The 19,962-nt window shown below is 55.9% G+C and carries 15 protein-coding genes, 2 tRNA genes and 3 rRNA genes; 7 read left to right on the top strand and 13 right to left on the bottom strand.

Features of this window, described 5'->3' with window-relative positions; all coding sequences use genetic code 11:
- Positions 1–15: 15 nt before the first annotated feature.
- From LG409_RS00455 to flgB, 4 genes are read right to left on the bottom strand one after another with little or no spacing between them, the layout of a single operon-like run.
- Entirely contained in the window at positions 16–1,560 is a 1,545-nt protein-coding gene (locus tag LG409_RS00455) for a flagellar hook protein FlgE (RefSeq protein WP_096921693.1), read from the bottom strand.
- A gap of 35 nt (positions 1,561–1,595) precedes the next feature.
- Positions 1,596–2,288, bottom strand: a complete 693-nt coding sequence (locus tag LG409_RS00450; protein ID WP_096921694.1) for a flagellar hook assembly protein FlgD — start codon at positions 2,286–2,288, stop codon at positions 1,596–1,598.
- The gene (gene flgC, locus LG409_RS00445) at positions 2,288–2,698 is read right to left on the bottom strand and encodes a flagellar basal body rod protein FlgC (protein WP_016915683.1); all 411 of its coding nucleotides are present in this window, start codon (positions 2,696–2,698) and stop codon (positions 2,288–2,290) included. The genes LG409_RS00450 and flgC overlap by 1 nt, the downstream gene beginning before the upstream one ends.
- Positions 2,699–2,723: 25 nt before the next feature.
- Entirely contained in the window at positions 2,724–3,155 is a 432-nt protein-coding gene (gene flgB / locus LG409_RS00440; protein WP_039180902.1) for a flagellar basal body rod protein FlgB, read from the bottom strand.
- Between the two features lie 209 nt (positions 3,156–3,364).
- Between flgB and flgA the strand changes: the two genes are divergently transcribed.
- From flgA to LG409_RS00420, 4 genes are all read left to right on the top strand, one after another.
- Positions 3,365–4,078, top strand: a complete 714-nt coding sequence (flgA, locus tag LG409_RS00435; protein ID WP_227407406.1) for a flagellar basal body P-ring formation chaperone FlgA — start codon at positions 3,365–3,367, stop codon at positions 4,076–4,078.
- A gap of 84 nt (positions 4,079–4,162) precedes the next feature.
- Positions 4,163–4,429: a flagellar biosynthesis anti-sigma factor FlgM gene (gene flgM, locus LG409_RS00430; RefSeq protein ID WP_096921695.1), complete on the top strand. Its 267-nt coding sequence runs from the start codon at positions 4,163–4,165 to the stop codon at positions 4,427–4,429.
- 8 nt (positions 4,430–4,437) lie between these two features.
- Entirely contained in the window at positions 4,438–4,887 is a 450-nt protein-coding gene (locus LG409_RS00425) for a flagella synthesis protein FlgN (RefSeq protein WP_039180909.1), read from the top strand.
- A 67-nt stretch (positions 4,888–4,954) separates the two neighbouring features.
- Complete coding sequence (locus LG409_RS00420) at positions 4,955–5,695, top strand: SDR family NAD(P)-dependent oxidoreductase (protein WP_039180912.1); 741 nt, start codon at positions 4,955–4,957, stop codon at positions 5,693–5,695.
- A gap of 90 nt (positions 5,696–5,785) precedes the next feature.
- Here the strand turns inward: LG409_RS00420 and rrf are convergent.
- From rrf to lldD, 6 genes are all read right to left on the bottom strand, one after another.
- A 5S ribosomal RNA gene (gene rrf / locus LG409_RS00415) occupies positions 5,786–5,901 on the bottom strand.
- Between the two features lie 153 nt (positions 5,902–6,054).
- Positions 6,055–8,948, bottom strand: a 23S ribosomal RNA gene (locus LG409_RS00410).
- Between the two features lie 244 nt (positions 8,949–9,192).
- Positions 9,193–9,268 (bottom strand) — tRNA-Ala (locus LG409_RS00405).
- A gap of 105 nt (positions 9,269–9,373) precedes the next feature.
- A tRNA-Ile gene (locus LG409_RS00400) sits at positions 9,374–9,450 on the bottom strand.
- Between the two features lie 119 nt (positions 9,451–9,569).
- Positions 9,570–11,102, bottom strand: a 16S ribosomal RNA gene (locus tag LG409_RS00395).
- The 16S, 23S and 5S rRNA genes sit together here with 2 tRNA genes alongside, the layout of an rRNA operon.
- A gap of 525 nt (positions 11,103–11,627) precedes the next feature.
- Complete coding sequence (gene lldD, locus LG409_RS00390; protein ID WP_096921698.1) at positions 11,628–12,788, bottom strand: FMN-dependent L-lactate dehydrogenase LldD; 1,161 nt, start codon at positions 12,786–12,788, stop codon at positions 11,628–11,630.
- A gap of 324 nt (positions 12,789–13,112) precedes the next feature.
- Here lldD and LG409_RS00385 point away from each other — a divergent pair, with 324 nt between their 5' ends.
- Genes LG409_RS00385 through LG409_RS00375 form a run of 3 tightly spaced genes read left to right on the top strand, consistent with a single transcriptional unit; the run spans position 13,113 to position 17,162 of the window.
- Positions 13,113–13,883, top strand: coding sequence for a GntR family transcriptional regulator (locus tag LG409_RS00385; protein ID WP_039183605.1), 771 nt, complete (start codon positions 13,113–13,115; stop codon positions 13,881–13,883).
- A complete protein-coding gene (locus tag LG409_RS00380) occupies positions 13,880–15,787 on the top strand; it encodes a sensor histidine kinase (protein WP_096921699.1) in 1,908 nt (635 codons plus the stop codon). Before LG409_RS00385 ends, LG409_RS00380 begins: the two co-directional genes overlap by 4 nt.
- The gene (locus LG409_RS00375) at positions 15,780–17,162 is read left to right on the top strand and encodes a sigma-54-dependent transcriptional regulator (protein WP_039183597.1); all 1,383 of its coding nucleotides are present in this window, start codon (positions 15,780–15,782) and stop codon (positions 17,160–17,162) included. Before LG409_RS00380 ends, LG409_RS00375 begins: the two co-directional genes overlap by 8 nt.
- On the opposite strand, the gene LG409_RS00370 is transcribed toward LG409_RS00375, so the two are convergent.
- The 3 genes from LG409_RS00370 to LG409_RS00360 all read right to left on the bottom strand — a co-directional run bounded on the left by LG409_RS00370 (position 17,138) and on the right by LG409_RS00360 (position 19,823).
- Positions 17,138–17,809, bottom strand: a complete 672-nt coding sequence (locus LG409_RS00370) for a metal-dependent hydrolase (RefSeq protein WP_096921700.1) — start codon at positions 17,807–17,809, stop codon at positions 17,138–17,140. The two genes, LG409_RS00375 and LG409_RS00370, sit on opposite strands and share 25 nt — an antisense overlap.
- A gap of 96 nt (positions 17,810–17,905) precedes the next feature.
- Complete coding sequence (locus tag LG409_RS00365; RefSeq protein WP_039183592.1) at positions 17,906–18,451, bottom strand: gamma carbonic anhydrase family protein; 546 nt, start codon at positions 18,449–18,451, stop codon at positions 17,906–17,908.
- A 31-nt stretch (positions 18,452–18,482) separates the two neighbouring features.
- A complete protein-coding gene (locus LG409_RS00360; protein ID WP_039183590.1) occupies positions 18,483–19,823 on the bottom strand; it encodes a sodium-dependent transporter in 1,341 nt (446 codons plus the stop codon).
- Between the last annotated feature and the right edge of the window lie 139 nt (positions 19,824–19,962).

Below are 19,962 nucleotides of genomic sequence, written 5' to 3'. Positions count from 1 at the left end.
GCGATGACGCCACTATTAGAGGTTAATAATGGTCTGCAGGAGCTCGTCCTGGGTGCTGATCGTGTTGGAGTTAGCCTGATAAGCACGCTGCGCAATAATGGTATCCACCAGCTCCTTGGCCAGCTCGACGTTAGACGCTTCTACGGCACCCGCCTGAATGGCACCAAAACGGCCTGAGCCAGGCACCCCAAGGTTAGCCAAGCCGGAGCTATTCGTGGCCGCCCACAGGTTGTTACCCAGAGGTTCGAGACCTTCGTTGTTACGGAAACTCGCCAAGGCAATCTGCCCGGCCGGGCGCGACTGATCATTGGTAAAGTTACGTACAATAGTGCCATCTTCCGTCACGGTGATACCCGCTAATGCACCCGAGGTATAACCATCCTGATTCAGCTCATTTTGCTGGGAAGTGTTGGCAAACTGCGAACTACCGGCAAAATTGAAAGCGAAGGTGAACGGGTTATTGGCACCCTGAACACCGGGAATCGTGATATCGATGGCGCTACCACTTTGCACGTTGCTGCCATTAGAGATAAAGTTTTCTATCCGATCCAAGCTGGCAGTTATGCGCCCGGCATCGCCTTCAGCGTAGAAACTGGAGTTACGAATATAAGGGCCGTTGCCGTCTTGTGTATAGTTGAAACTACCGGATACGGCAGTAACACCCACCACGGCAGAATTGGCTAACGCATCGAATGCGCTGTTGGGCTCGGTTGCAAAACCGTCAACAGCCACGACATCGGCTTTGGTTAAAAGCTGACCGTTTTGGTTGAAGTTGAGCAAAAAGGCTTGCGGAGTATCACTTTCAGGGTCAAATGGGCCACCGTTAGCGCTTTGAAGCTGGCCGTCGACTGCGATCGTTGCAAGCCAAGTATTATCCGCAACTTTTTCGTAGTAAGTGGTAACCTGACGAGGGTTGCCAAGCGAGTCGTAAGTCGTGTAGTTGTTGCTAAAGTGATAATTAAGGCTCAGGTCAGCCTGATCCTCGCCAGCTTGAATACGGAACCGATTGGTGACCAGATCTTCACCTGGCTGAGCCCGCGAATCCAAGTTGTAAATACCGTTAACTTCTGATGTTTGGCGCGCAGGCAGGTCATCAGCAGGTACTTGCAGTGCCTGTGGGGCGCCGCCAACGAGGATATCAGTAAAAGGAAACGGCAGTGCGGTGCCAGCTCTGACGGCCTCTTGATCAACGTTTTGATCCAGACCATAACCCGTCAGGCGATCGCCTTGAGCGTTTACAATGAAACCATTGGATGTCAAGCTGAACTCGCCATTGCGCGAGTAGCCCACTTCACCTGATGGACGCTCCAGGCGATAGAAACCGTCTCCCGCCACCGCCAAATCTAGGTTACGACCGGTATTCTCGATGCTGCCCTGGGTGAAGTCCTGGCGTGAATCAGACACGCGCACCCCAATCCCCTGTGAAGCCGCGAACACGTCGGCAAAGCGCACGCTTGAGCTTTTGTAACCCACGGTTTGTGAGTTGGCGATATTGTTACCTGCCACGTTCAGTCTTTCTGCCTGGGCGTTAATCCCCGAGACGGCGGTAGTAAAAGACATTGTTGATCCCTCGAAATTCGTTAAAGAAAAAGTGGTTAGAGGATTTGTTTCACTTGATCAATGGAAACCTGACCAAAAATCGCTCCCAGATCCAGGCGCACATCACTGCCCCCCTTGCCGGGCGTGACGCCTTGAACCAGCGCATAATTCAGCGGTTTGGCATCCAGCAGCTCCCCTTCAGCATCGGTGGCTCTGAAGTTGACCCGATAGGCACCTGCTGGCACGGCTTCACCCGCGTTGGTGGTACCTCCCCAACTGAACGATTCCACGCCTGCTGACACACGGCCCAAATTATTGGTGTAAACCACTTCACCTGACTGGCTAGTGACCGTCACTTCGACTCTTTCAGCAGGCACGGCAAGCTCGATACCAAACGGGGTAGCAAAAGAACCATTTTCGGCATCAGAACTCACCATGACATTATTTCCCGGGACCAGAACGGCTTTATCAATCAATCCGGCGGCCTGAAGAGATTTGGCAGCATCCATTTGCTCGGTAATACCGTTGAGTGTGGAATTCAGCTCTTCTATTCCACTCACGGTATTGATTTGCGCTAGCTGTGAAGTCATCTCCGCATTTTCCAACGGGTTAAGCGGGTCCTGATTCTGTAACTGTGTGATCAGCAATGTTAGAAAGCTTTCACGCAGCTCTTGCGACTGTCGCGTTGACAGCCCGCTGGAGCCTATTCCATTCACGCTGCTCATGACACTGGTATCAATATTCATCATCAGCCCTCGCCCAGCGACAGTGTCTGAATCATCATTTGTTTGGTGGTGTTGAAGACTTCAATATTCGCCTGATAGGAGCGCGATGCAGAGATCATGTTGACCATCTCGTGTACCGGCTCGACGTTGGGCTTGGCCACATAGCCGTCTTCATCTGCAGCGGGATGGTTGGGTTGATATTCGAGACGCAACGGTGAGTCGTCCTCGACAATGTCACGCACGCGAACACCGCCCATACCGTAGCGGTTGCTCTGCAGCTGCGTCTCGAACAAGACGTGCTTGGCACGGTAAGTCTCACCATCCGGGCCTGCGACGCTGTCGGCATTGGCCATATTGCTGGCCGTGACGTTCATGCGCTGCGCCTGTGCGCTCATCGCTGAACCAGCGATGTCAAACGCTGAAAACATGGACATGGCTTAGTATTCTCCTATCACCAGGTTATTCAGGCTGCATCGCATTTTTCAGGCCTTGAATACGACTGTTAATGATGGTGAGAGCCGCTTGATAGCGAACGGCATTGTCAGCGAACTGTGTACGCTCACGATCCATGTCCACCGTATTGCCATCCAGACTCGGTTGATCTGGAATGCGGTAGAGCAGATCAGTGCTCGCACTTCCCTGCCAAGCAGGCCCTTGGCCAGCCAAATGGCGATCCGCCGTGCGTGACAGTGCCAATCCTCCGCCTTGACGCAACTGGGCCTGGCCATTATCGACCGCCTTTTGCAATTCGCTGGCAAAGTCGATGTCGCGCGCTTTGTAATTCGGCGTGTCCGCATTGGCAATGTTCGCGGCCAGGACCTGGTGCCGCGCCTGGCGCAAGCCAAGTGCCTGCTGGTGAAAATTAAAGGCAGATTCAAGCTGATCAATCATGCCGACCCTCGCTCGCCGTGAGGCAAAAATAAATCGGAAATTCTTGATCATGGATAATAGAGGCGAGGCTTTCATCTTAAAGCATGGAACAGGTAGCGTTTCCACCAGCATTTCCCATGATACGGTGGGTACTTTTGCATTACACTGCCGAGTCTATGCAGCATCCGGCCTGCGTAGACTCTGAGCTTTCACACTGAGTGGCCCTCTTCATGCTCCATGCGCTGTCTCTCGTTTCTGCCGCTGCCATGCGCAAGCTATTAACACTCTTAGCATTAATAGTCATTGCTCTTCCTCATGGGGCACAGGCGAGTGACCTCTCGTTGGAAGAGAGCGTGCATATGTTCCTTTATCAGCATACCCAGGCACTGGGGCAGGAGGCGGTCATCACCGTCACGCCACCATCCCCACACCTGCCTGCTTGCGTTCAGCCGGACCCTTTTCTAGCCAATACCGCACAACCACCAGTGGGCAGAGTTTCGGTGGGCGTGCGCTGTGGCACCGATGGTCGCCAAGTCAGGTACATGCAAGCCCAGGTCGACGTCGTAGGTAGCTATGTTGTCGCGCTACGCGACATCGAGCGAGGCACACTCATCACTGCCGACATGCTGAGCCAGAGGGATGGCAACTTGAGCAATCTGGCACCACAGACACTGACAGATCAAACCGATATCATCGGCAAGGTAGCCCAGCGACCGATTCGTAGCGGTAGCTCTTTTCAGGCACACTTTCTACAGGCGCCGCATCTGGTTGAACGGGGCCAGCGTGTCACGGTCATAGCACAAGGGTCTGGTTTTCGTGTTTCTCGTGAAGGAGAAGCCATGGCCAACGGCGCACGAGGCGACATCATCAGAGTACGCTTTGGGAGTCGCGAAATCGCGACGGCACGTGTCATTGATCAAGGCATTTTAGTGGTGGATTTTTGATTCAGCACCTAAAGTCTTCATTGCCCAGGCCGATAGTTACTACACAGCCCGAGATGCCCAGACGTTGACGATGAGGCCCACAACGTGAAAATCGACAACCTTAATCCGCTGGTGCGCACCAACCAAGCACAGCAGCGTGAAGACACTCAAAAAATCACCGGCCCCAAGACGCCGGACAGTGCCAACTCCGCCCGCGAATCGACGCAACTGAGTCAGTTCAGCGCGGATAGTAGCCAAGACATTGACATGGCCAAAGTGCAGGAAATCCGTGATGCCATTCGTGAAGGGCGCATGGAAATTCGTGCTGATCGCATTGCCGATGGCCTCATTGCAAACTTGAAAGAACTATAGTCCCGGTCATGAGCTTATCTCGCCTTCTTTCCAGCCAACTCCAACGCCTTGACGATTTGATTGGATTGCTGACACATGAGCAAGAAGAGCTGACCAAGGGCAGCATCGATGGCGATGCACTCGCTGAACTTGCCCATAAAAAGCAGGTGCTGCTGGTCGAGTTGGAGCGCGTCGAAGTGCTGAGGCGTGGTGTACAGAACAAGCTTGGCTACCCGGAAGGCTCTCTAGGTGCTCGCCAGGCAGCCCATGATGCCGAGTGTTTACCTGTTTGGGAAAACATGCTGGAAAAAGGTGAGCGAGTGGCTCGCATGAACGCCCTCACCGGACAAATGCTGTCTGTGCGCATGAAGCACAACCAGGAAATGCTTGATTATATCCGGCAAATCGCTGAAAAAACTCTCTACAAGCCTGATGGGCGTAATAGTGCTCAACCTGGGCGAATCAACGCCTCTGCTTAAAACATACCTGGACAACTTTTATACAAGACGCTTCAATTAGGCAATATCGTCTAACTCTGGAGTCGTCATGCTGCCTCATCTTCCCAAACAGTTCAATGCAGTGGTCACAGGGGCCAACGGCGGCATTGGCAACGCCATCTTGCAGCGTCTACTCTCGTCCTCTCAGCCTGGCCACATCATCGCCGTCAGCCGCTCACCGCTGGGGCTGCAGCATGACAAAATCACCTCCGTGGTAGCGGATCTGACGACCAGCATCGGCCGTCACACTTTGGCAGAAGCCGCAGGAGACCGGCCAGTTCACTTGCTGGTCAACACCATTGGCATGCTCCACGGCTCAGATCTGCATATCCAGCCCGAAAAACGCCTCGAACAGCTAAGTGAAGAAGCGTTCATGCGCGTCATGCAGGTCAATGCAATGACGCCCGCCATGCTGCTTGCAGCACTCAAGCCTTGCTTGCAAGGGAAGCACCCCTGCATCATCGCCAGCCTTTCGGCGCGTGTCGGGTCTATTACCGATAACGGTTACGGTGGCTGGTATAGCTATCGAGCCAGCAAGGCAGCCCATAACATGCTGATGAAAACGGCGGCCATCGAGATTGCTCGTCTCAACAAGCAAGCCATCGTACTATGTCTTCATCCGGGCACGACGGACACATTACTCTCCAAGCCCTTTCAGGCCAGGGTGCCCAGCGATAAGCTGTTCACAGCGGAGTATGTCGCTGATCGACTTCTCGAAGTCATGGCGCAACGCACGCCCGAAGAGACCGGCAGCTTCTGGGATTGGGCAGGAGAGCCCATCGAGTGGTAACTAAGGTTTTTGAATATCAAGGTTTTTGAATATCAGCACACAGCAAAAAGCCCCGAACACAATGTGCTCGGGGCTTTCTACTTAATAAGTGCCTGACGATGACCTACTCTCACATGGGGAGACCCCACACTACCATCGGCGCTAAGCGGTTTCACTTCTGAGTTCGGCATGGGATCAGGTGGTTCACGCGTGCTATGGTCGTCAGGCGTAACAGGTAATGCATATCATGCTGAGGTGTTTTTGACGTGTATTGTGTGCGTCTCTTGTCAGCAAGCGCTCTGGCTCACTGCCGCGTATCCGGTGTTGCGAGTGCGTTCACACTCTTCGTTATCATCACGACCAGACCCCTTGGGTGTTATAGGGTCAAGCCTCACGGGCCATTAGTACACGTTAGCTCAACGCCTTGCAGCGCTTCCACACCGTGCCTATCAACCAGCTGGTCTCGCTGGGCCCTTCAGGAGGCTCTAGGCCTCAGGGATGTCTCATCTTGAAGGGGGCTTCCCGCTTAGATGCTTTCAGCGGTTATCCCGTCCGACCATAGCTACCCGGCAATGCCACTGGCGTGACAACCGGAACACCAGAGGGTCGTCCACTCCGGTCCTCTCGTACTAGGAGCAGCTCTTCTCAAACATCCAACGCCCACGGCAGATAGGGACCGAACTGTCTCACGACGTTCTAAACCCAGCTCGCGTACCACTTTAAATGGCGAACAGCCATACCCTTGGGACCGACTTCAGCCCCAGGATGTGATGAGCCGACATCGAGGTGCCAAACACCGCCGTCGATGTGAACTCTTGGGCGGTATCAGCCTGTTATCCCCGGAGTACCTTTTATCCGTTGAGCGATGGCCCTTCCATACAGAACCACCGGATCACTAGAACCTGCTTTCGCACCTGCTCGACGTGTCTGTCTCGCAGTCAAGCACCCTTATGCTCTTGCACTCATTGCACGATGTCCGACCGTGCTGAGGGTACCTTCGTGCTCCTCCGTTACGCTTTGGGAGGAGACCGCCCCAGTCAAACTACCCACCACACACTGTCCTCGATCCGGATAACGGACCTGAGTGAGAACGCCAATGATGCCAGGCTGGTATTTCAAGGTTGGCTCCCCTCGAACTGGCGTCCGAGGTTCAAAGCCTCCCAGCTATCCTACACAGGCAACATCAGCGTCCAGTGTGAAGCTATAGTAAAGGTTCACGGGGTCTTTCCGTCTAGCCGCGGGTACACCGCATCTTCACGGCGATTTCAATTTCACTGAGTCTCGGGTGGAGACAGCGTGGCCATCATTACGCCATTCGTGCAGGTCGGAACTTACCCGACAAGGAATTTCGCTACCTTAGGACCGTTATAGTTACGGCCGCCGTTTACCGGGGCTTCGATCAAGAGCTTCGGACGAATCCTAACACCATCACTTAACCTTCCGGCACCGGGCAGGCGTCACACCCTATACGTCCTCTTGCGAGTTGGCAGAGTGCTGTGTTTTTACTAAACAGTTGCAGCCACCTGGTATCTTCGACCGGTTCGGGCTTGGAGAGCAAGTCTCGTCACCCTACGCCGGCGTGCCTTCTCCCGAAGTTACGGCACCATTTTGCCTAGTTCCTTCACCCGAGTTCTCTCAAGCGCCTTGGGATTCTCACCCTGACCACCTGTGTCGGTTTGGGGTACGGTCGCACATGATCTGAAGCTTAGAGGCTTTTCCTGGAAGCGTGGCATCAATGACTTCGACACCGTAGTGTCTTCGTTTCGTGTCTCGGCCTTGGAGGGTCCCGGATTTACCTGAGACCCAAGCCTACTCACTTTCACCAGGACAACCAACGCCTGGCTCACCTAGCCTTCTCCGTCCCCCCATCGCAATCATGTCCGGTACGGGAATATTGACCCGTTTCCCATCGACTACGCCTTTCGGCCTCGCCTTAGGGGCCGACTCACTCTGCTCCGATTAGCGTCGAACAGAAACCCTTGGTCTTCCGGCGAGGGAGTTTTTCACTCCCTTTATCGTTACTCATGTCAGCATTCGCACTCGTGATACCTCCAGCATGCTTCTCAACACACCTTCATCGGCTTACACGACGCTCCTCTACCGCTCATCCGTAAGGATGAACCCGTAGCTTCGGTACCTGGTTTAGCCCCGTTACATCTTCCGCGCAGGCCGACTCGACTAGTGAGCTATTACGCTTTCTTTAAAGGATGGCTGCTTCTAAGCCAACCTCCTAGCTGTCTGAGCCTTCCCACATCGTTTCCCACTTAACCAGGATTTGGGGACCTTAGCTGACGGTCTGGGTTGTTTCCCTTTTCACGACGGACGTTAGCACCCGCCGTGTGTCTCCCACGCTTGCACTCACCGGTATTCGGAGTTTGCCTCGGGTTGGTAAGTCGGGATGACCCCCTAGCCGAAACAGTGCTCTACCCCCGGCGGTGATACGTGAGGCGCTACCTAAATAGCTTTCGAGGAGAACCAGCTATCTCCGAGCTTGATTAGCCTTTCACTCCGATCCACAAGTCATCCAAATCTTTTTCAACAGATCCTGGTTCGGGCCTCCAGTTGATGTTACTCAACCTTCACCCTGCTCATGGATAGATCGCTCGGTTTCGGGTCTATATCCAGCGACTGTGTCGCCCAGTTAAGACTCGGTTTCCCTACGGCTCCCCTATACGGTTAACCTCGCCACTGAATATAAGTCGCTGACCCATTATACAAAAGGTACGCAGTCACAGAACAAGTCTGCTCCTACTGCTTGTACGCACACGGTTTCAGGATCTATTTCACTCCCCTCTCCGGGGTTCTTTTCGCCTTTCCCTCACGGTACTGGTTCACTATCGGTCAGCCAGGAGTATTTAGCCTTGGAGGATGGTCCCCCCGTCTTCAGTCAAGGTTTCTCGTGCCCCGACCTACTCGATTTCACGTGATCAGATTTTCGACTACGGGGCTATCACCCGCTATGGCCAGACTTCCCAATCTGTTCGTCTAATCCGTCACACGCTTAAGGGCTGGTCCCCGTTCGCTCGCCGCTACTAGGGGAATCTCGGTTGATTTCTTTTCCTCAGGGTACTTAGATGTTTCAGTTCCCCTGGTTCGCCTCTTACGCCTATGTATTCAGCGCAAGATACTCATCTTGTGATGAGTGGGTTTCCCCATTCAGAGATGTCCGGGTCGCAGGTCGTTTGCCACCTCACCGAACCTTATCGCAGGCTACCACGTCTTTCATCGCCTCTGGCTGCCTAGGCATCCACCGTGTGCGCTTCATTGCTTGACCCTATAACCCGAAGGAGTCTGGGGTTCGCAATGATAACGATTGCCGGATACGCTTGAGACGTATCACAATACAATTTACGTAGAAACGTGTTAAACACGTTTCTGTCAGCATGATATACATTGTTAAAGAGCGACTGTTCTATGAACAGTGATAAGACGACGCAGTGCGTTCTGGCTTATCAATGGTCACAAAACCAACAAACGGTACGAGAAGCACAGGAGGTATCACCTGGTACGACGCGATATGGTGGAGCCAAGCGGGATCGAACCGCTGACCTCCTGCGTGCAAGGCAGGCGCTCTCCCAGCTGAGCTATGGCCCCATTAATAGATGGCTTTTCCGGGTAATTTTATTCAGAACAAGGCATTTTATGGCGAAGCATAGCCTTCTATGCGAGTCATAAAATAACGCAGTGCTGGATAAAATTTGGTGGGTCTGGGCAGATTTGAACTGCCGACCTCACCCTTATCAGGGGTGCGCTCTAACCAACTGAGCTACAGACCCGGTTATTTCGCCGTATGCTTGAGCTCAACGCCCAAACAAAGCGGAAATAGCTACCGTTTGCTCTATCATCTGATCAGGTAATTCATTGTGAGCGCTTGCCGCGAGGGGAAGACATCGTTTAAGGAGGTGATCCAGCCGCAGGTTCCCCTACGGCTACCTTGTTACGACTTCACCCCAGTCATGAACCACACCGTGGTGATCGCCCTCTTGCGTTAGGCTAACCACTTCTGGTGCAGTCCACTCCCATGGTGTGACGGGCGGTGTGTACAAGGCCCGGGAACGTATTCACCGTGGCATTCTGATCCACGATTACTAGCGATTCCGACTTCACGGAGTCGAGTTGCAGACTCCGATCCGGACTGAGATCGGCTTTTCGGGATTGGCTCACTCTCGCGAGTTGGCAACCCTTTGTACCGACCATTGTAGCACGTGTGTAGCCCTACTCGTAAGGGCCATGATGACTTGACGTCGTCCCCACCTTCCTCCGGTTTGTCACCGGCAGTCTCCTTAGAGTTCCCGCCATTACGCGCTGGCAAATAAGGACAAGGGTTGCGCTCGTTACGGGACTTAACCCAACATTTCACAACACGAGCTGACGACAGCCATGCAGCACCTGTCTCTGCGTTCCCGAAGGCACTAAGGTATCTCTACCAAATTCGCAGGATGTCAAGAGTAGGTAAGGTTCTTCGCGTTGCATCGAATTAAACCACATGCTCCACCGCTTGTGCGGGCCCCCGTCAATTCATTTGAGTTTTAACCTTGCGGCCGTACTCCCCAGGCGGTCGACTTATCGCGTTAACTTCGCCACAAAGTGCGCTAGGCACCCAACGGCTGGTCGACATCGTTTACGGCGTGGACTACCAGGGTATCTAATCCTGTTTGCTACCCACGCTTTCGCACCTCAGTGTCAGTGTCAGTCCAGAAGGCCGCCTTCGCCACTGGTATTCCTCCCGATCTCTACGCATTTCACCGCTACACCGGGAATTCTACCTTCCTCTCCTGCACTCTAGCTTGACAGTTCCGGATGCCGTTCCCAGGTTGAGCCCGGGGCTTTCACAACCGGCTTATCAAGCCACCTACGCGCGCTTTACGCCCAGTAATTCCGATTAACGCTCGCACCCTCCGTATTACCGCGGCTGCTGGCACGGAGTTAGCCGGTGCTTCTTCTGTGAGTGATGTCTTTCCTGATGGGTATTAACCACCAGGCGTTCTTCCTCACTGAAAGTGCTTTACAACCCGAGGGCCTTCTTCACACACGCGGCATGGCTGGATCAGGGTTCCCCCCATTGTCCAATATTCCCCACTGCTGCCTCCCGTAGGAGTTCGGGCCGTGTCTCAGTCCCGATGTGGCTGATCATCCTCTCAGACCAGCTACGGATCGTCGCCTTGGTGAGCCTTTACCTCACCAACTAGCTAATCCGACATAGGCTCATCCGATAGCGGGAGCCGAAGCCCCCTTTCTCCCGTAGGACGTATGCGGTATTAGCCTGGGTTTCCCCAGGTTATCCCCCACTATCGGGCAGATTCCTATGCATTACTCACCCGTCCGCCGCTCGTCAGCGGGGTGCAAGCACCCCCTGTTACCGCTCGACTTGCATGTGTTAGGCCTGCCGCCAGCGTTCAATCTGAGCCATGATCAAACTCTTCAGTTTAAGATCAATGCGATCCTTACTCGCTGCTCGAAAGCAACAAAAGCGGATCAAACTTGGCTCAAGGTTCAAACGAATTCACTGTGATACTCCGAAGAGTATCCTGGTGTTCGCTTGCCTTGATATTAGGTGATGATTCACCCTCATCGGCAAGCGCCCACATGAATTACCTGATCAAATTGTTAAAGAGCGATACTACTGTCATCATTTCGCTGCGACTGGCTCGGTGACCTGAACCGTGTTGCCTCAGCGAGGAAGGCGTATTCTACGCATTCCGTGGTGTTTGTCAAGGACTGTTTTCAGCGAGTGAAGCGAGCGATCAATCCAACCAACAGATGACGCTAACTTCCTGACAAACCGAAGGTTTTTCAACCTTCTTCACCGCTGGTAACGCTTGGCGTCCCCGGCAGCGGATGCGTACTTTACGGATTCGCTGCCGGGTTGGCAAGGGCTTTTGTAAAATAATTTCACAGCCTTGCAGCACTGTATCTATTAGCGCCCTGACGGCGCAGGCCGCGCTGTCCACAGCTACTCTTGCGGCAGCACCCGCAGAGCATTCGACACCAGCGACTCAGGCCCGAGATCTGCAATGGTACGCGCCCCGGTCAACGTCATGGCAACGCGCATCTCTTTTTCAAACAGCTCGAGCAGGTGGGTCACGCCAGCCTCTCCCGCTGTCGCCAGCGCATAAATGAATGCCCGACCAATAAGCACTGTATCCGCCCCCATGGCAATCATCCTGACGACATCCAGGCCACTGCGTACCCCAGAGTCTGCCAAAATCGCCAAGTCTCCTTTGACCGCATCCGCGATAGCAGGCAGGGCACGCGCCGTGGACGGCACGCCGTCCAGCTGACGACCGCCATGGTTGGATACCACGATACCGTCTGCGCCAAATCGCACCGCATCCCGCGCATCCTCCGCATCAAGAATGCCCTTGATGATCATGGGCCCATCCCACTGCTCTCGAATCCACTCAAGATCCTTCCAGGAGATAGAAGGATCGAAGTTGTCGCCCAGCCAGGCAATGTAATCCTCGAGCTCGGTTGGCTTACCGCGATAGTCGGACACATTCCCCAAGTCATGCGGACGACCATTGACACCCACGTCCCAGGCCCACAAGGGATGCAACGCCGCTTGCAGAATACGCCGTGTCGGGCCGTGCCTGCCGCTCATGCCGGAGTGAGCATCACGATAACGCGCTCCGGGCACTGGCATATCCACGGTAAAGACGAGCGTCTTTACGCCAGCCTCCTTGGCGCGATCCAGCACATGCTTCATGAACCCACGGTCTTTCAGGACGTAGAGCTGAAACCAGATGGGCCGGTCGACCGCTGCCGCCACTTCGGCAATCGGACAAACCGACACAGTCGACAAGGTAAAGGGCACGCCTTTTTTGCTGGCCGCTCGGGCAGCCTGCACTTCACCCCGCCGCGCATACATACCTGCCAGCCCTACCGGCGCCAGCGCCAGCGGCATGGCAAGCTTTTCACCAAACAGCTCGGTTTCCAGAGAAAGCGAGGACATGTCCTTCAGCACCCGCTGACGTAGCGCAACATCACGCAGATCATCCACGTTGCGACGCAGAGTGTGCTCTGCGTACGACCCTCCATCCGCATAATGAAAGAGGAAAGGTGGAAGGCGACGCTTGGCAGCCTGGCGATAGTCCGTGGAGGCAGAAATGATCATGAAGCACCCTGTGGAGAAATTGCGCTGTTATTGTTACGTCAGCAAAAAAGCCATGCTTACATGCACTTGCGTACCTACGACTCTTTGGCATGCCAGCACTTTAGCCAGAATATAAATTGGTTTTACCAATTTACAAAAAAAACAGAAACAACATTAGAGAGGCCTGTCTATCGTGTCAAACATAAAACATGAATCACGGCCTCCACGCCCACCATACTTTAGTTCAAAGAGCCAATTTCCGACGAGATTGATGTACTACCTACGCTTGAGCAGAACACTTAATTTGCTTATTCTTGGTCTTACCAATTATTGGAGCTACTGTTCATGTCTTACCCGCCGCTCCGCCAGCAGCGCCTTGCCGATGTGATTACCGAACGCCTTGAAGGCATGATTCTGGAAGGAAGCCTGAAACCCGGGCAGCGCTTGCCCCCTGAAAGAGAACTGGCTGAGCGTTTTGGCGTATCCCGCCCCTCCTTGCGAGAAGCCATTCAGAAATTGGCTGCCCGCGGGTTACTGAGCAGTCGCCAAGGCGGCGGCACCTTCGTCAACGAGACGCTCAACAGCGGCTATACCGACCCCTTGCTGGAAATGCTTTCCCGCCACAAGGAGTTTCACCTGGATCTGCTGGAGTTTCGCGATGCCATGGAGGGCATATCGGCCTACTATGCTGCACTGCGCTCGACACCCGCCGACAAAGCCGTGTTGATACAGCGCTTCGAGGAGTTGGACGGCGGTTTCGTCGGCGCCGACCCTGCGCAGGAAGCCAAGCTGGACGCCGCGTTTCATTTGGCGATTGCCGAAGCAGCGCACAATGTCCTGCTCTTGCACACCATTCGCGGTATCTTCCATCTCCTGGAGCAGAGTATCGTGGATAATCTGGCGCACCTGTTTGCCAAGCCAGACTCCCGCTCACAGTTGATGAAGCAGCACCGAGCGCTTCTCGATGCCATCCTGGATGGCCGCGCAGAAGATGCCCGAGCCCGCGCTCATGAACATCTGGTGTATGTGGAAGAGGGGTTACTCGAAATGGCCCGCGCGGAAACCCGCGCTCAGCGCGCATTACGCCGTGCCCAAGGCACGCGCACCTCCGCATGAGCTCATCCGGCCCACGCTGGCGGCTTGCCTGGCTGCTGATCCTGCCGGTGGGGCTTGCGCTCTGCATGTGGCAAGCCGCACAGCTGGCGCGAGAGCAAGCGCTTGGCAATTTGCGTGACGACGCTGAAAACGAACTGCGCCTATCGGCAGCCAACTTGACGGGCTACCTGTCCCGTTATGATTACCTGCCCCAAATGCTCTCTACCCGAGAAGGAATCCAGCGTTTCCTGGCTGCGCACGAAGGTCAGGACCCCATGTCACTGAACCTGCTGCTGGACCGCTTTCGCTTTACGGCAGGTGTGTCGGATGTTTATCTGCTGGATCGCGACGCCTACACCATTGCGGCCAGCAACTGGCATCGCCCCAATACTTTCATTGGCCATAACTACGCCTTCCGCAGTTATTACACCGATGCCATTGCCGGTGGGCAGGGGCGTTTTTACGGTCTGGGGACGCAGTCGCTGGAGCGGGGATACTTCTTTTCTGCCCCCGTATGGCTGGACGATACATCACCCGACGCTACACCGGATGGTGTGCTGGTCATCAAAGTGCTGCTCGATGAGGTCGAAGAGAGCTGGGCACAGCAAGATGCGGAGCTGTTTGTCACGGACAGCGACTCGATCATTTTCATGGCCAGCCAACCCGAGCTGCGCATGAATGCGCTTTACCCCCTCAACGAAGCGCAGCGCGAAAGTCTTCGCGCAACGCGTCGCTATGCCATCGAGCCGCTCGACCCCTCCGGCATCGAGGTAGAGGCCCCCTATGGCCCCGACAGCTACCTTGTCAGCTTTGCCCATGGCCCGCTGCAGGGAGAGCGCTACCTCAGCTTGACGAGACCGCTACCGGAATTTGGCTGGCAGATGCATATTCTCAAGCCATTGAACTCGGTGATCAGCGCCCAATGGGTGGCCGCCTTGATGGCAGGAGGCCTCTATGGCGTCGTTGCACTGGGCGCGGGCATCGGCTGGCAACGTTTACGGCTACGCCGAGAGCGGGAAGCCTTTGCCGAACGTGAACGACAGACTCTGGCGCGCGCGCGCGATGAGCTGGAAGCCAGCGTGGAGCGTCGAACACGCGATCTGGTGGCCAGCAATCAACGTCTTTCCGATGAAATCGAAGAGCGCCGCCGGGCAGAAGCCAATCTTCAGCAAACCCAGAACGAGTTGATACAAGCCGCCAAGCTGGCCGTATTGGGCCAGCTGGCGGCAGGCATCAATCATGAGCTCAATCAGCCGCTGGCCGCCATCCGCGCCTATGCTGAAAATGCGCGCCGCTTCATCGAATTGACGCGCATCGAGAAAGCCGATGCCAATTTGGCGCAAATCGTCGAGCTGACCCAGCGCATGGCCGACATCAGTGCTCAGCTACGGCAATTTTCTCGCAAGAGCAGCGAACGGCACGAAACCATCTCTGTTCAGGCCTGCATCGAATACGCCCTCCGGCTGTTTCATAGCCGCCTGCGCGATGGCAATATCCAGGTCACGCCGCAGTGGCCGTCCGAGACTCTATGGGTAGAGGGAGATCTGGTACGCCTGGAACAGGTCATCGTCAACTTGATTGGCAATGCCATTCAGGCAATGAAAGACGCCGCCCAGCCCACACTCACACTGCAGGCCGAGGCCACGCCCCATCACGTGCATATCCATGTCATCGACAATGGCCCCGGCATCGCCGAACAACATGTCTCGCGAATCTTCGAGCCCTTTTTCACCACCAAGGCACCAGGCAGCGGCCTGGGGCTAGGACTTTCCATCTCATCGCGTATCATGGAAGACTTGGGCGGCAAGCTGCAGGCCAGCAACCGAGCCGAGGGAGGCGCGTGCTTCACGATCTCCTTGCCGCGCACGCGTGTGCCGCCCCCCAGCGAGCTGCAGAGAGTAACGGAGAACAATAACCATGCATGAACCGTCGACACTGCCGGTCATGGTGATCGACGACGAGCCACACCTGCGTATCACCGCGAGCCAGACCCTGGAGCTGGCCGGCTACACCCCCTACTGCTTCGAATCCGCAGAGCAAGCGTTGGCAGCGTTGCCCGACGACTTTCCAGGCGTCATCGTCAGCGATATCCGCATGCCTGGCATGGATGGCATGGCCCTGTTGCATGAACTACACCATCGCGATGCCACCCTGCCGATCATTCTGATCACCGGCCATGGCGACATCTCGACGGCGGTAGAAGCGATGCGCGCCGGTGCCTGGGATTTTCTGGAAAAGCCTTTTGCGGGCGATCAACTGCTGGACGTCGTCAGACGCGGCATCGAAAAGCGCCAGCTGAGCCTGGAAAACCTGCGCCTGAAAGCCGAACTCGAAGTCCAGCACGCAGCACTCGGGCCTCGCCTGGTCGGCCGCACGCCAATCATTTCGCGCTTGGCAGCCATGATCCAGCGCATCAGCCAGGTAGAAGCCGATGTCTTGCTGTTTGGCGAAACTGGAACGGGGAAAGATCTGGTGGCTCGCGCGATCCATGAACGCAGCGCCCGCCGCAATAATCCGTTCATGGCCATCAACTGCGGCGCCGTGCCGGAAAACACCATCGAATCAGAGCTGTTTGGTCACGAGAAAGGCGCTTTCACGGGGGCCGTGGAGCGGCGTATCGGCAAGTTCGAACATGCCAACGGCGGCACGGTGTTTCTGGACGAGATCGAGTCCATGCCCATGGCGCTGCAGGTCAAACTGCTGCGCGTACTGCAGGAACGCAGCGTCGAACGCCTGGGGGCCAACGAAGCCGTGCCGCTCGATATTCGCGTCATTGCCGCCACCAAAGTGGATCTCAAGGTGGCCGCCGACGACGGGCTGTTTCGCGAAGACCTCTACTACCGCCTCAATGTGGTCACTCTGCCCCTGCCCGCCCTGCGCGAACGGCGAGAAGACATCCCGCTCCTTTTTCAACACTTTGCCGTGGTCGCCGCCAACCGTAGCGGGCTGGAAGCGCCGACGCTGGACAGCCCGGCCATTGCCGCCCTGCTGGCCCACGACTGGCCAGGCAACGTGCGCGAGCTGCGCAACTTGGCAGAACGTTACGTTTTGCTGGGTGCGGCTTTCGACTATCGTCTGGACGCCTTGCTGGAGGGCGTTGCCGCAGATACCCATGAACCATCGCTACCGCGCCAGGTAGAACTGTTCGAAAAGAGCCTCATCAGCCAGTCACTGGCGCGCCACCATGGCCGCGTAACGGAGGTGTGTCGCCACCTGGGCATCCCGCGCAAGACGTTCTACGACAAACTCAAAAAGCACGGTTTGAGCGCTGACGATTATCGCCACAGCAGTGATCCCTGATGCATCAACTCCAGCAGCACTCCCCAGGGCGGCACCCAGGGTATCAGCACCAGCATGGCAATGAGCATCAATAGATTGGAGAGCGGTCGTCGGCTGTCACCCAGCTTGAGCGCCGTACCAAACGAGCGCTTCAGCCGCGCCCCCTCCAGATCGACACTGAACAGCTCATCCAGCCCCAAGTGGATGATGAAACCTATCAGTACTGCCGCCCCGTGCGACCAGGCCAACCAGGCGGGTTGCTCCAGCAGATGAAAGCTGAGCGCCGCCGTCGCCAAGGCGCACAGCCCTGCCGCCATCAGCGAGTGCCAGATACCTCGGTGAACGGTCAATCTGGAGAAAAGAATCGCGGCCAGGTAGCGCACTGAGAAATAGATACCACCACAAGCCACCAGCAGCAGTCCAGGCGTCAACCAAGGCTGCAGCATCAACACCCCCAACACCAGGGTAGGCACCGACAACAGGTTGAAAATCAGACGGATAGAGCGAGAGCGGTCTGCGTCTATGTCGGGCAGGATGCCGCCGAAGGCAACCAGCGCAATGATCAGCAAGGATTGCGACGCGGGCCACCACTGCGCCTGCCAGCCCATATAGGCCATGAGCGTACCGCCTGCGGCGGCCACCGTGATGTGCGTGCGAAAGTTGGCCATGTCGTGGCACTCTGAAAAACTGGATAAATTACCAGATTATCGAAGACTACAACACGGCCTGATATAAAAAAAGCTGCCGTTTACCAAAGGTTTAGGCTAGCCACCTTGCTGTGCCAGAAACTCGTCCTTCAATTTGACGTAGTTGCTTGCCGTATAGGGGAAAAAGGCCCGCTCCTGCTCTTTCAAAGGCCGCAACGGCTTGGCAGGATTGCCCGCATATACATGGCCACTTTCCAGCCGTTTGCCAGGTGTCACCACCGCTCCCGCCGCAATGATCACTTCGTCTTCCACCACCGCGCCATCCATGACGATGGCGCCCATGCCCACCAGAATACGGTTGCCCAACGTACAGCCGTGAAGAATGGCCTTGTGACCGATGGTGACATCGTCACCGATCGTCAAAGGAAAGCCCTCCGGATTGAAATCGCTGGCGTGGGTGATATGCAGCACGCAGCCGTCCTGCACGCTGGTGCGCGCCCCAATGGTAATCCGGTGCATATCGCCACGGATCACGCTCATGGGCCACACCGAGCAGTCGTCGCCCAAGGTGACGTTACCTATCACGACACTGGCCGGATCGATATAGACACGCTCGCCCAGCGTAGGGGAGTGTGCGTGAAACGCGCGTAAGGCATTGCTCATGAAGACTCTCCTGTCAGCCACATAAGAACCACTATAGCAATCCACCCAGCAGAACGATGAACGTCAACGGAATGGAAACCCAGCGCACCAGACGCTGCCACACTAGAAAGCCTCGCTCCCCTACGCCCAAGGTGCGCATCACCTGAGCCTGTGGCATCACCCAGGCCGCAAAGATGGCAATCAGCAATCCTCCCATGGGCAGGAAGATATCGGGGGGAATACTGCTGACCAGCTCGAACACGTTGCGCCCAAACAGTGGCCGAAACTCCGCCAGGTGAGAAAAAGAGAACGCCGACAGCAGCCCCAGCAGCCAGACACTGATCGCCACGACGGCCGTGGAAACGCTGCGCCGCCAGCCAAGGCCCTGCAACGTGGCCACCATCGGCTCGGCCAGGTTGATGGCTGACGTCCATGTTGCCAACAGCAGCAGCAAAAAGAACACGCTCAGCCACAGGGAGCCCCAAGGCAACTCGGAGAAGGCAATGGGCAGTGTCACGAACATCAGTCCTGGCCCGTCCGCCGGGTCCATCCCCTGGGCAAACACTACCGAAAAGATCGCGATACCCGCCAGCAGCGCCACGCTGATGTCCAGCACGGCCACCGCACAAGCGGCTTTCGGCAGGCTCTGTTCATCCGGCATATAAGCCCCGTAGGCCATCAACGCACACGCCCCTACGGCCAGGGTGAAAAAAGCGTGCCCCATGGCATGTAGCACCACCGATGCGGTAACGTTTTCGAAAGACGGCATGAACAGCCAATGCAGCGCGGCCCCAAAACCACTGGTGGTCATGGCATAAATGGCTAACAGCAGGAGCAGGCCATAGAGCACCGGCATCAATAGATTATTGAGCCGTTCCAGGCCTTTCGCGACGCCAGCCGCTACCACCGTCATGGTCATGAACAGAAACAGTGAATGGTTGAAAATCAGCAGCCCTGGATTGGCCAGAAAAGCGTCAAAGCCAGCGCCGATCTCGGCGGCACTGGCACCCTCAAAGTTGCCATTGATGGACGCCACCAGAAACTCGATCGACCAGCCGGACACCACGGAATAAAACGACAGAATGCAAAACACCGTCAGCGCGCCGAACAGCCCCAGCCAGCGCCAGTGGGGTGAGGCACCCGCCTGTGTGGCCAGTACGCCCAGTGACTGCATGGGTCCTCGTCGGCCAGCGCGGCCAATGAGTATTTCCGCCATCATCACGGGCAGTCCCAGCAACAGGACAAACGCCACGTAAATCAGCAAGAAGGCCGCCCCGCCATTTTCCCCCGCCACATAGGGAAAACGCCAAATATTGCCAAGCCCCACCGCGGCACCGGTCACCGCGAGAATAAAGGCACGCTTCGACCCCCAACGCTCCAGCGTTTCACTCATCATCTGCTCCTGCCTTGGCGGCTCTCGATTCGACGTATCAAAAGGCGGCAAGACTAGCAGGCGCATGCCCCCAGGCCAATGCCGCCATTGAAACTGACCTCGGCTGCCCGCACTGTGTCATTATCCACGGACGCTTCAT

This window comes from Halomonas sp. NyZ770 (assembly GCF_020616575.1).
GTDB classification, from domain to species: domain Bacteria; phylum Pseudomonadota; class Gammaproteobacteria; order Pseudomonadales; family Halomonadaceae; genus Vreelandella; species Vreelandella hamiltonii.
This window is presented reverse-complemented; position numbering and strand designations above follow the sequence as displayed.

What these genes read in the sequence shown, in the direction of transcription:
- LG409_RS00370 (WP_096921700.1), bottom strand. Translation starts at nt 17,809, where the DNA reads ATGGCCAACTTTCGCACGCACATCACGGTGGCCGCCGCAGGCGGTACG.
- LG409_RS00425 (WP_039180909.1), top strand. Translation starts at nt 4,438, where the DNA reads ATGAGCTTATCTCGCCTTCTTTCCAGCCAACTCCAACGCCTTGACGAT.
- LG409_RS00375 (WP_039183597.1), top strand. Translation starts at nt 15,780, where the DNA reads ATGCATGAACCGTCGACACTGCCGGTCATGGTGATCGACGACGAGCCA.
- LG409_RS00450 (WP_096921694.1), bottom strand. Translation starts at nt 2,288, where the DNA reads ATGATGAATATTGATACCAGTGTCATGAGCAGCGTGAATGGAATAGGC.
- LG409_RS00380 (WP_096921699.1), top strand. Translation starts at nt 13,880, where the DNA reads ATGAGCTCATCCGGCCCACGCTGGCGGCTTGCCTGGCTGCTGATCCTG.
- LG409_RS00365 (WP_039183592.1), bottom strand. Translation starts at nt 18,451, where the DNA reads ATGAGCAATGCCTTACGCGCGTTTCACGCACACTCCCCTACGCTGGGC.
- LG409_RS00420 (WP_039180912.1), top strand. Translation starts at nt 4,955, where the DNA reads ATGCTGCCTCATCTTCCCAAACAGTTCAATGCAGTGGTCACAGGGGCC.
- LG409_RS00455 (WP_096921693.1), bottom strand. Translation starts at nt 1,560, where the DNA reads ATGTCTTTTACTACCGCCGTCTCGGGGATTAACGCCCAGGCAGAAAGA.
- flgC (WP_016915683.1), bottom strand. Translation starts at nt 2,698, where the DNA reads ATGTCCATGTTTTCAGCGTTTGACATCGCTGGTTCAGCGATGAGCGCA.
- flgB (WP_039180902.1), bottom strand. Translation starts at nt 3,155, where the DNA reads ATGATTGATCAGCTTGAATCTGCCTTTAATTTTCACCAGCAGGCACTT.
- LG409_RS00360 (WP_039183590.1), bottom strand. Translation starts at nt 19,823, where the DNA reads ATGAGTGAAACGCTGGAGCGTTGGGGGTCGAAGCGTGCCTTTATTCTC.
- LG409_RS00385 (WP_039183605.1), top strand. Translation starts at nt 13,113, where the DNA reads ATGTCTTACCCGCCGCTCCGCCAGCAGCGCCTTGCCGATGTGATTACC.
- lldD (WP_096921698.1), bottom strand. Translation starts at nt 12,788, where the DNA reads ATGATCATTTCTGCCTCCACGGACTATCGCCAGGCTGCCAAGCGTCGC.
- flgA (WP_227407406.1), top strand. Translation starts at nt 3,365, where the DNA reads ATGCTCCATGCGCTGTCTCTCGTTTCTGCCGCTGCCATGCGCAAGCTA.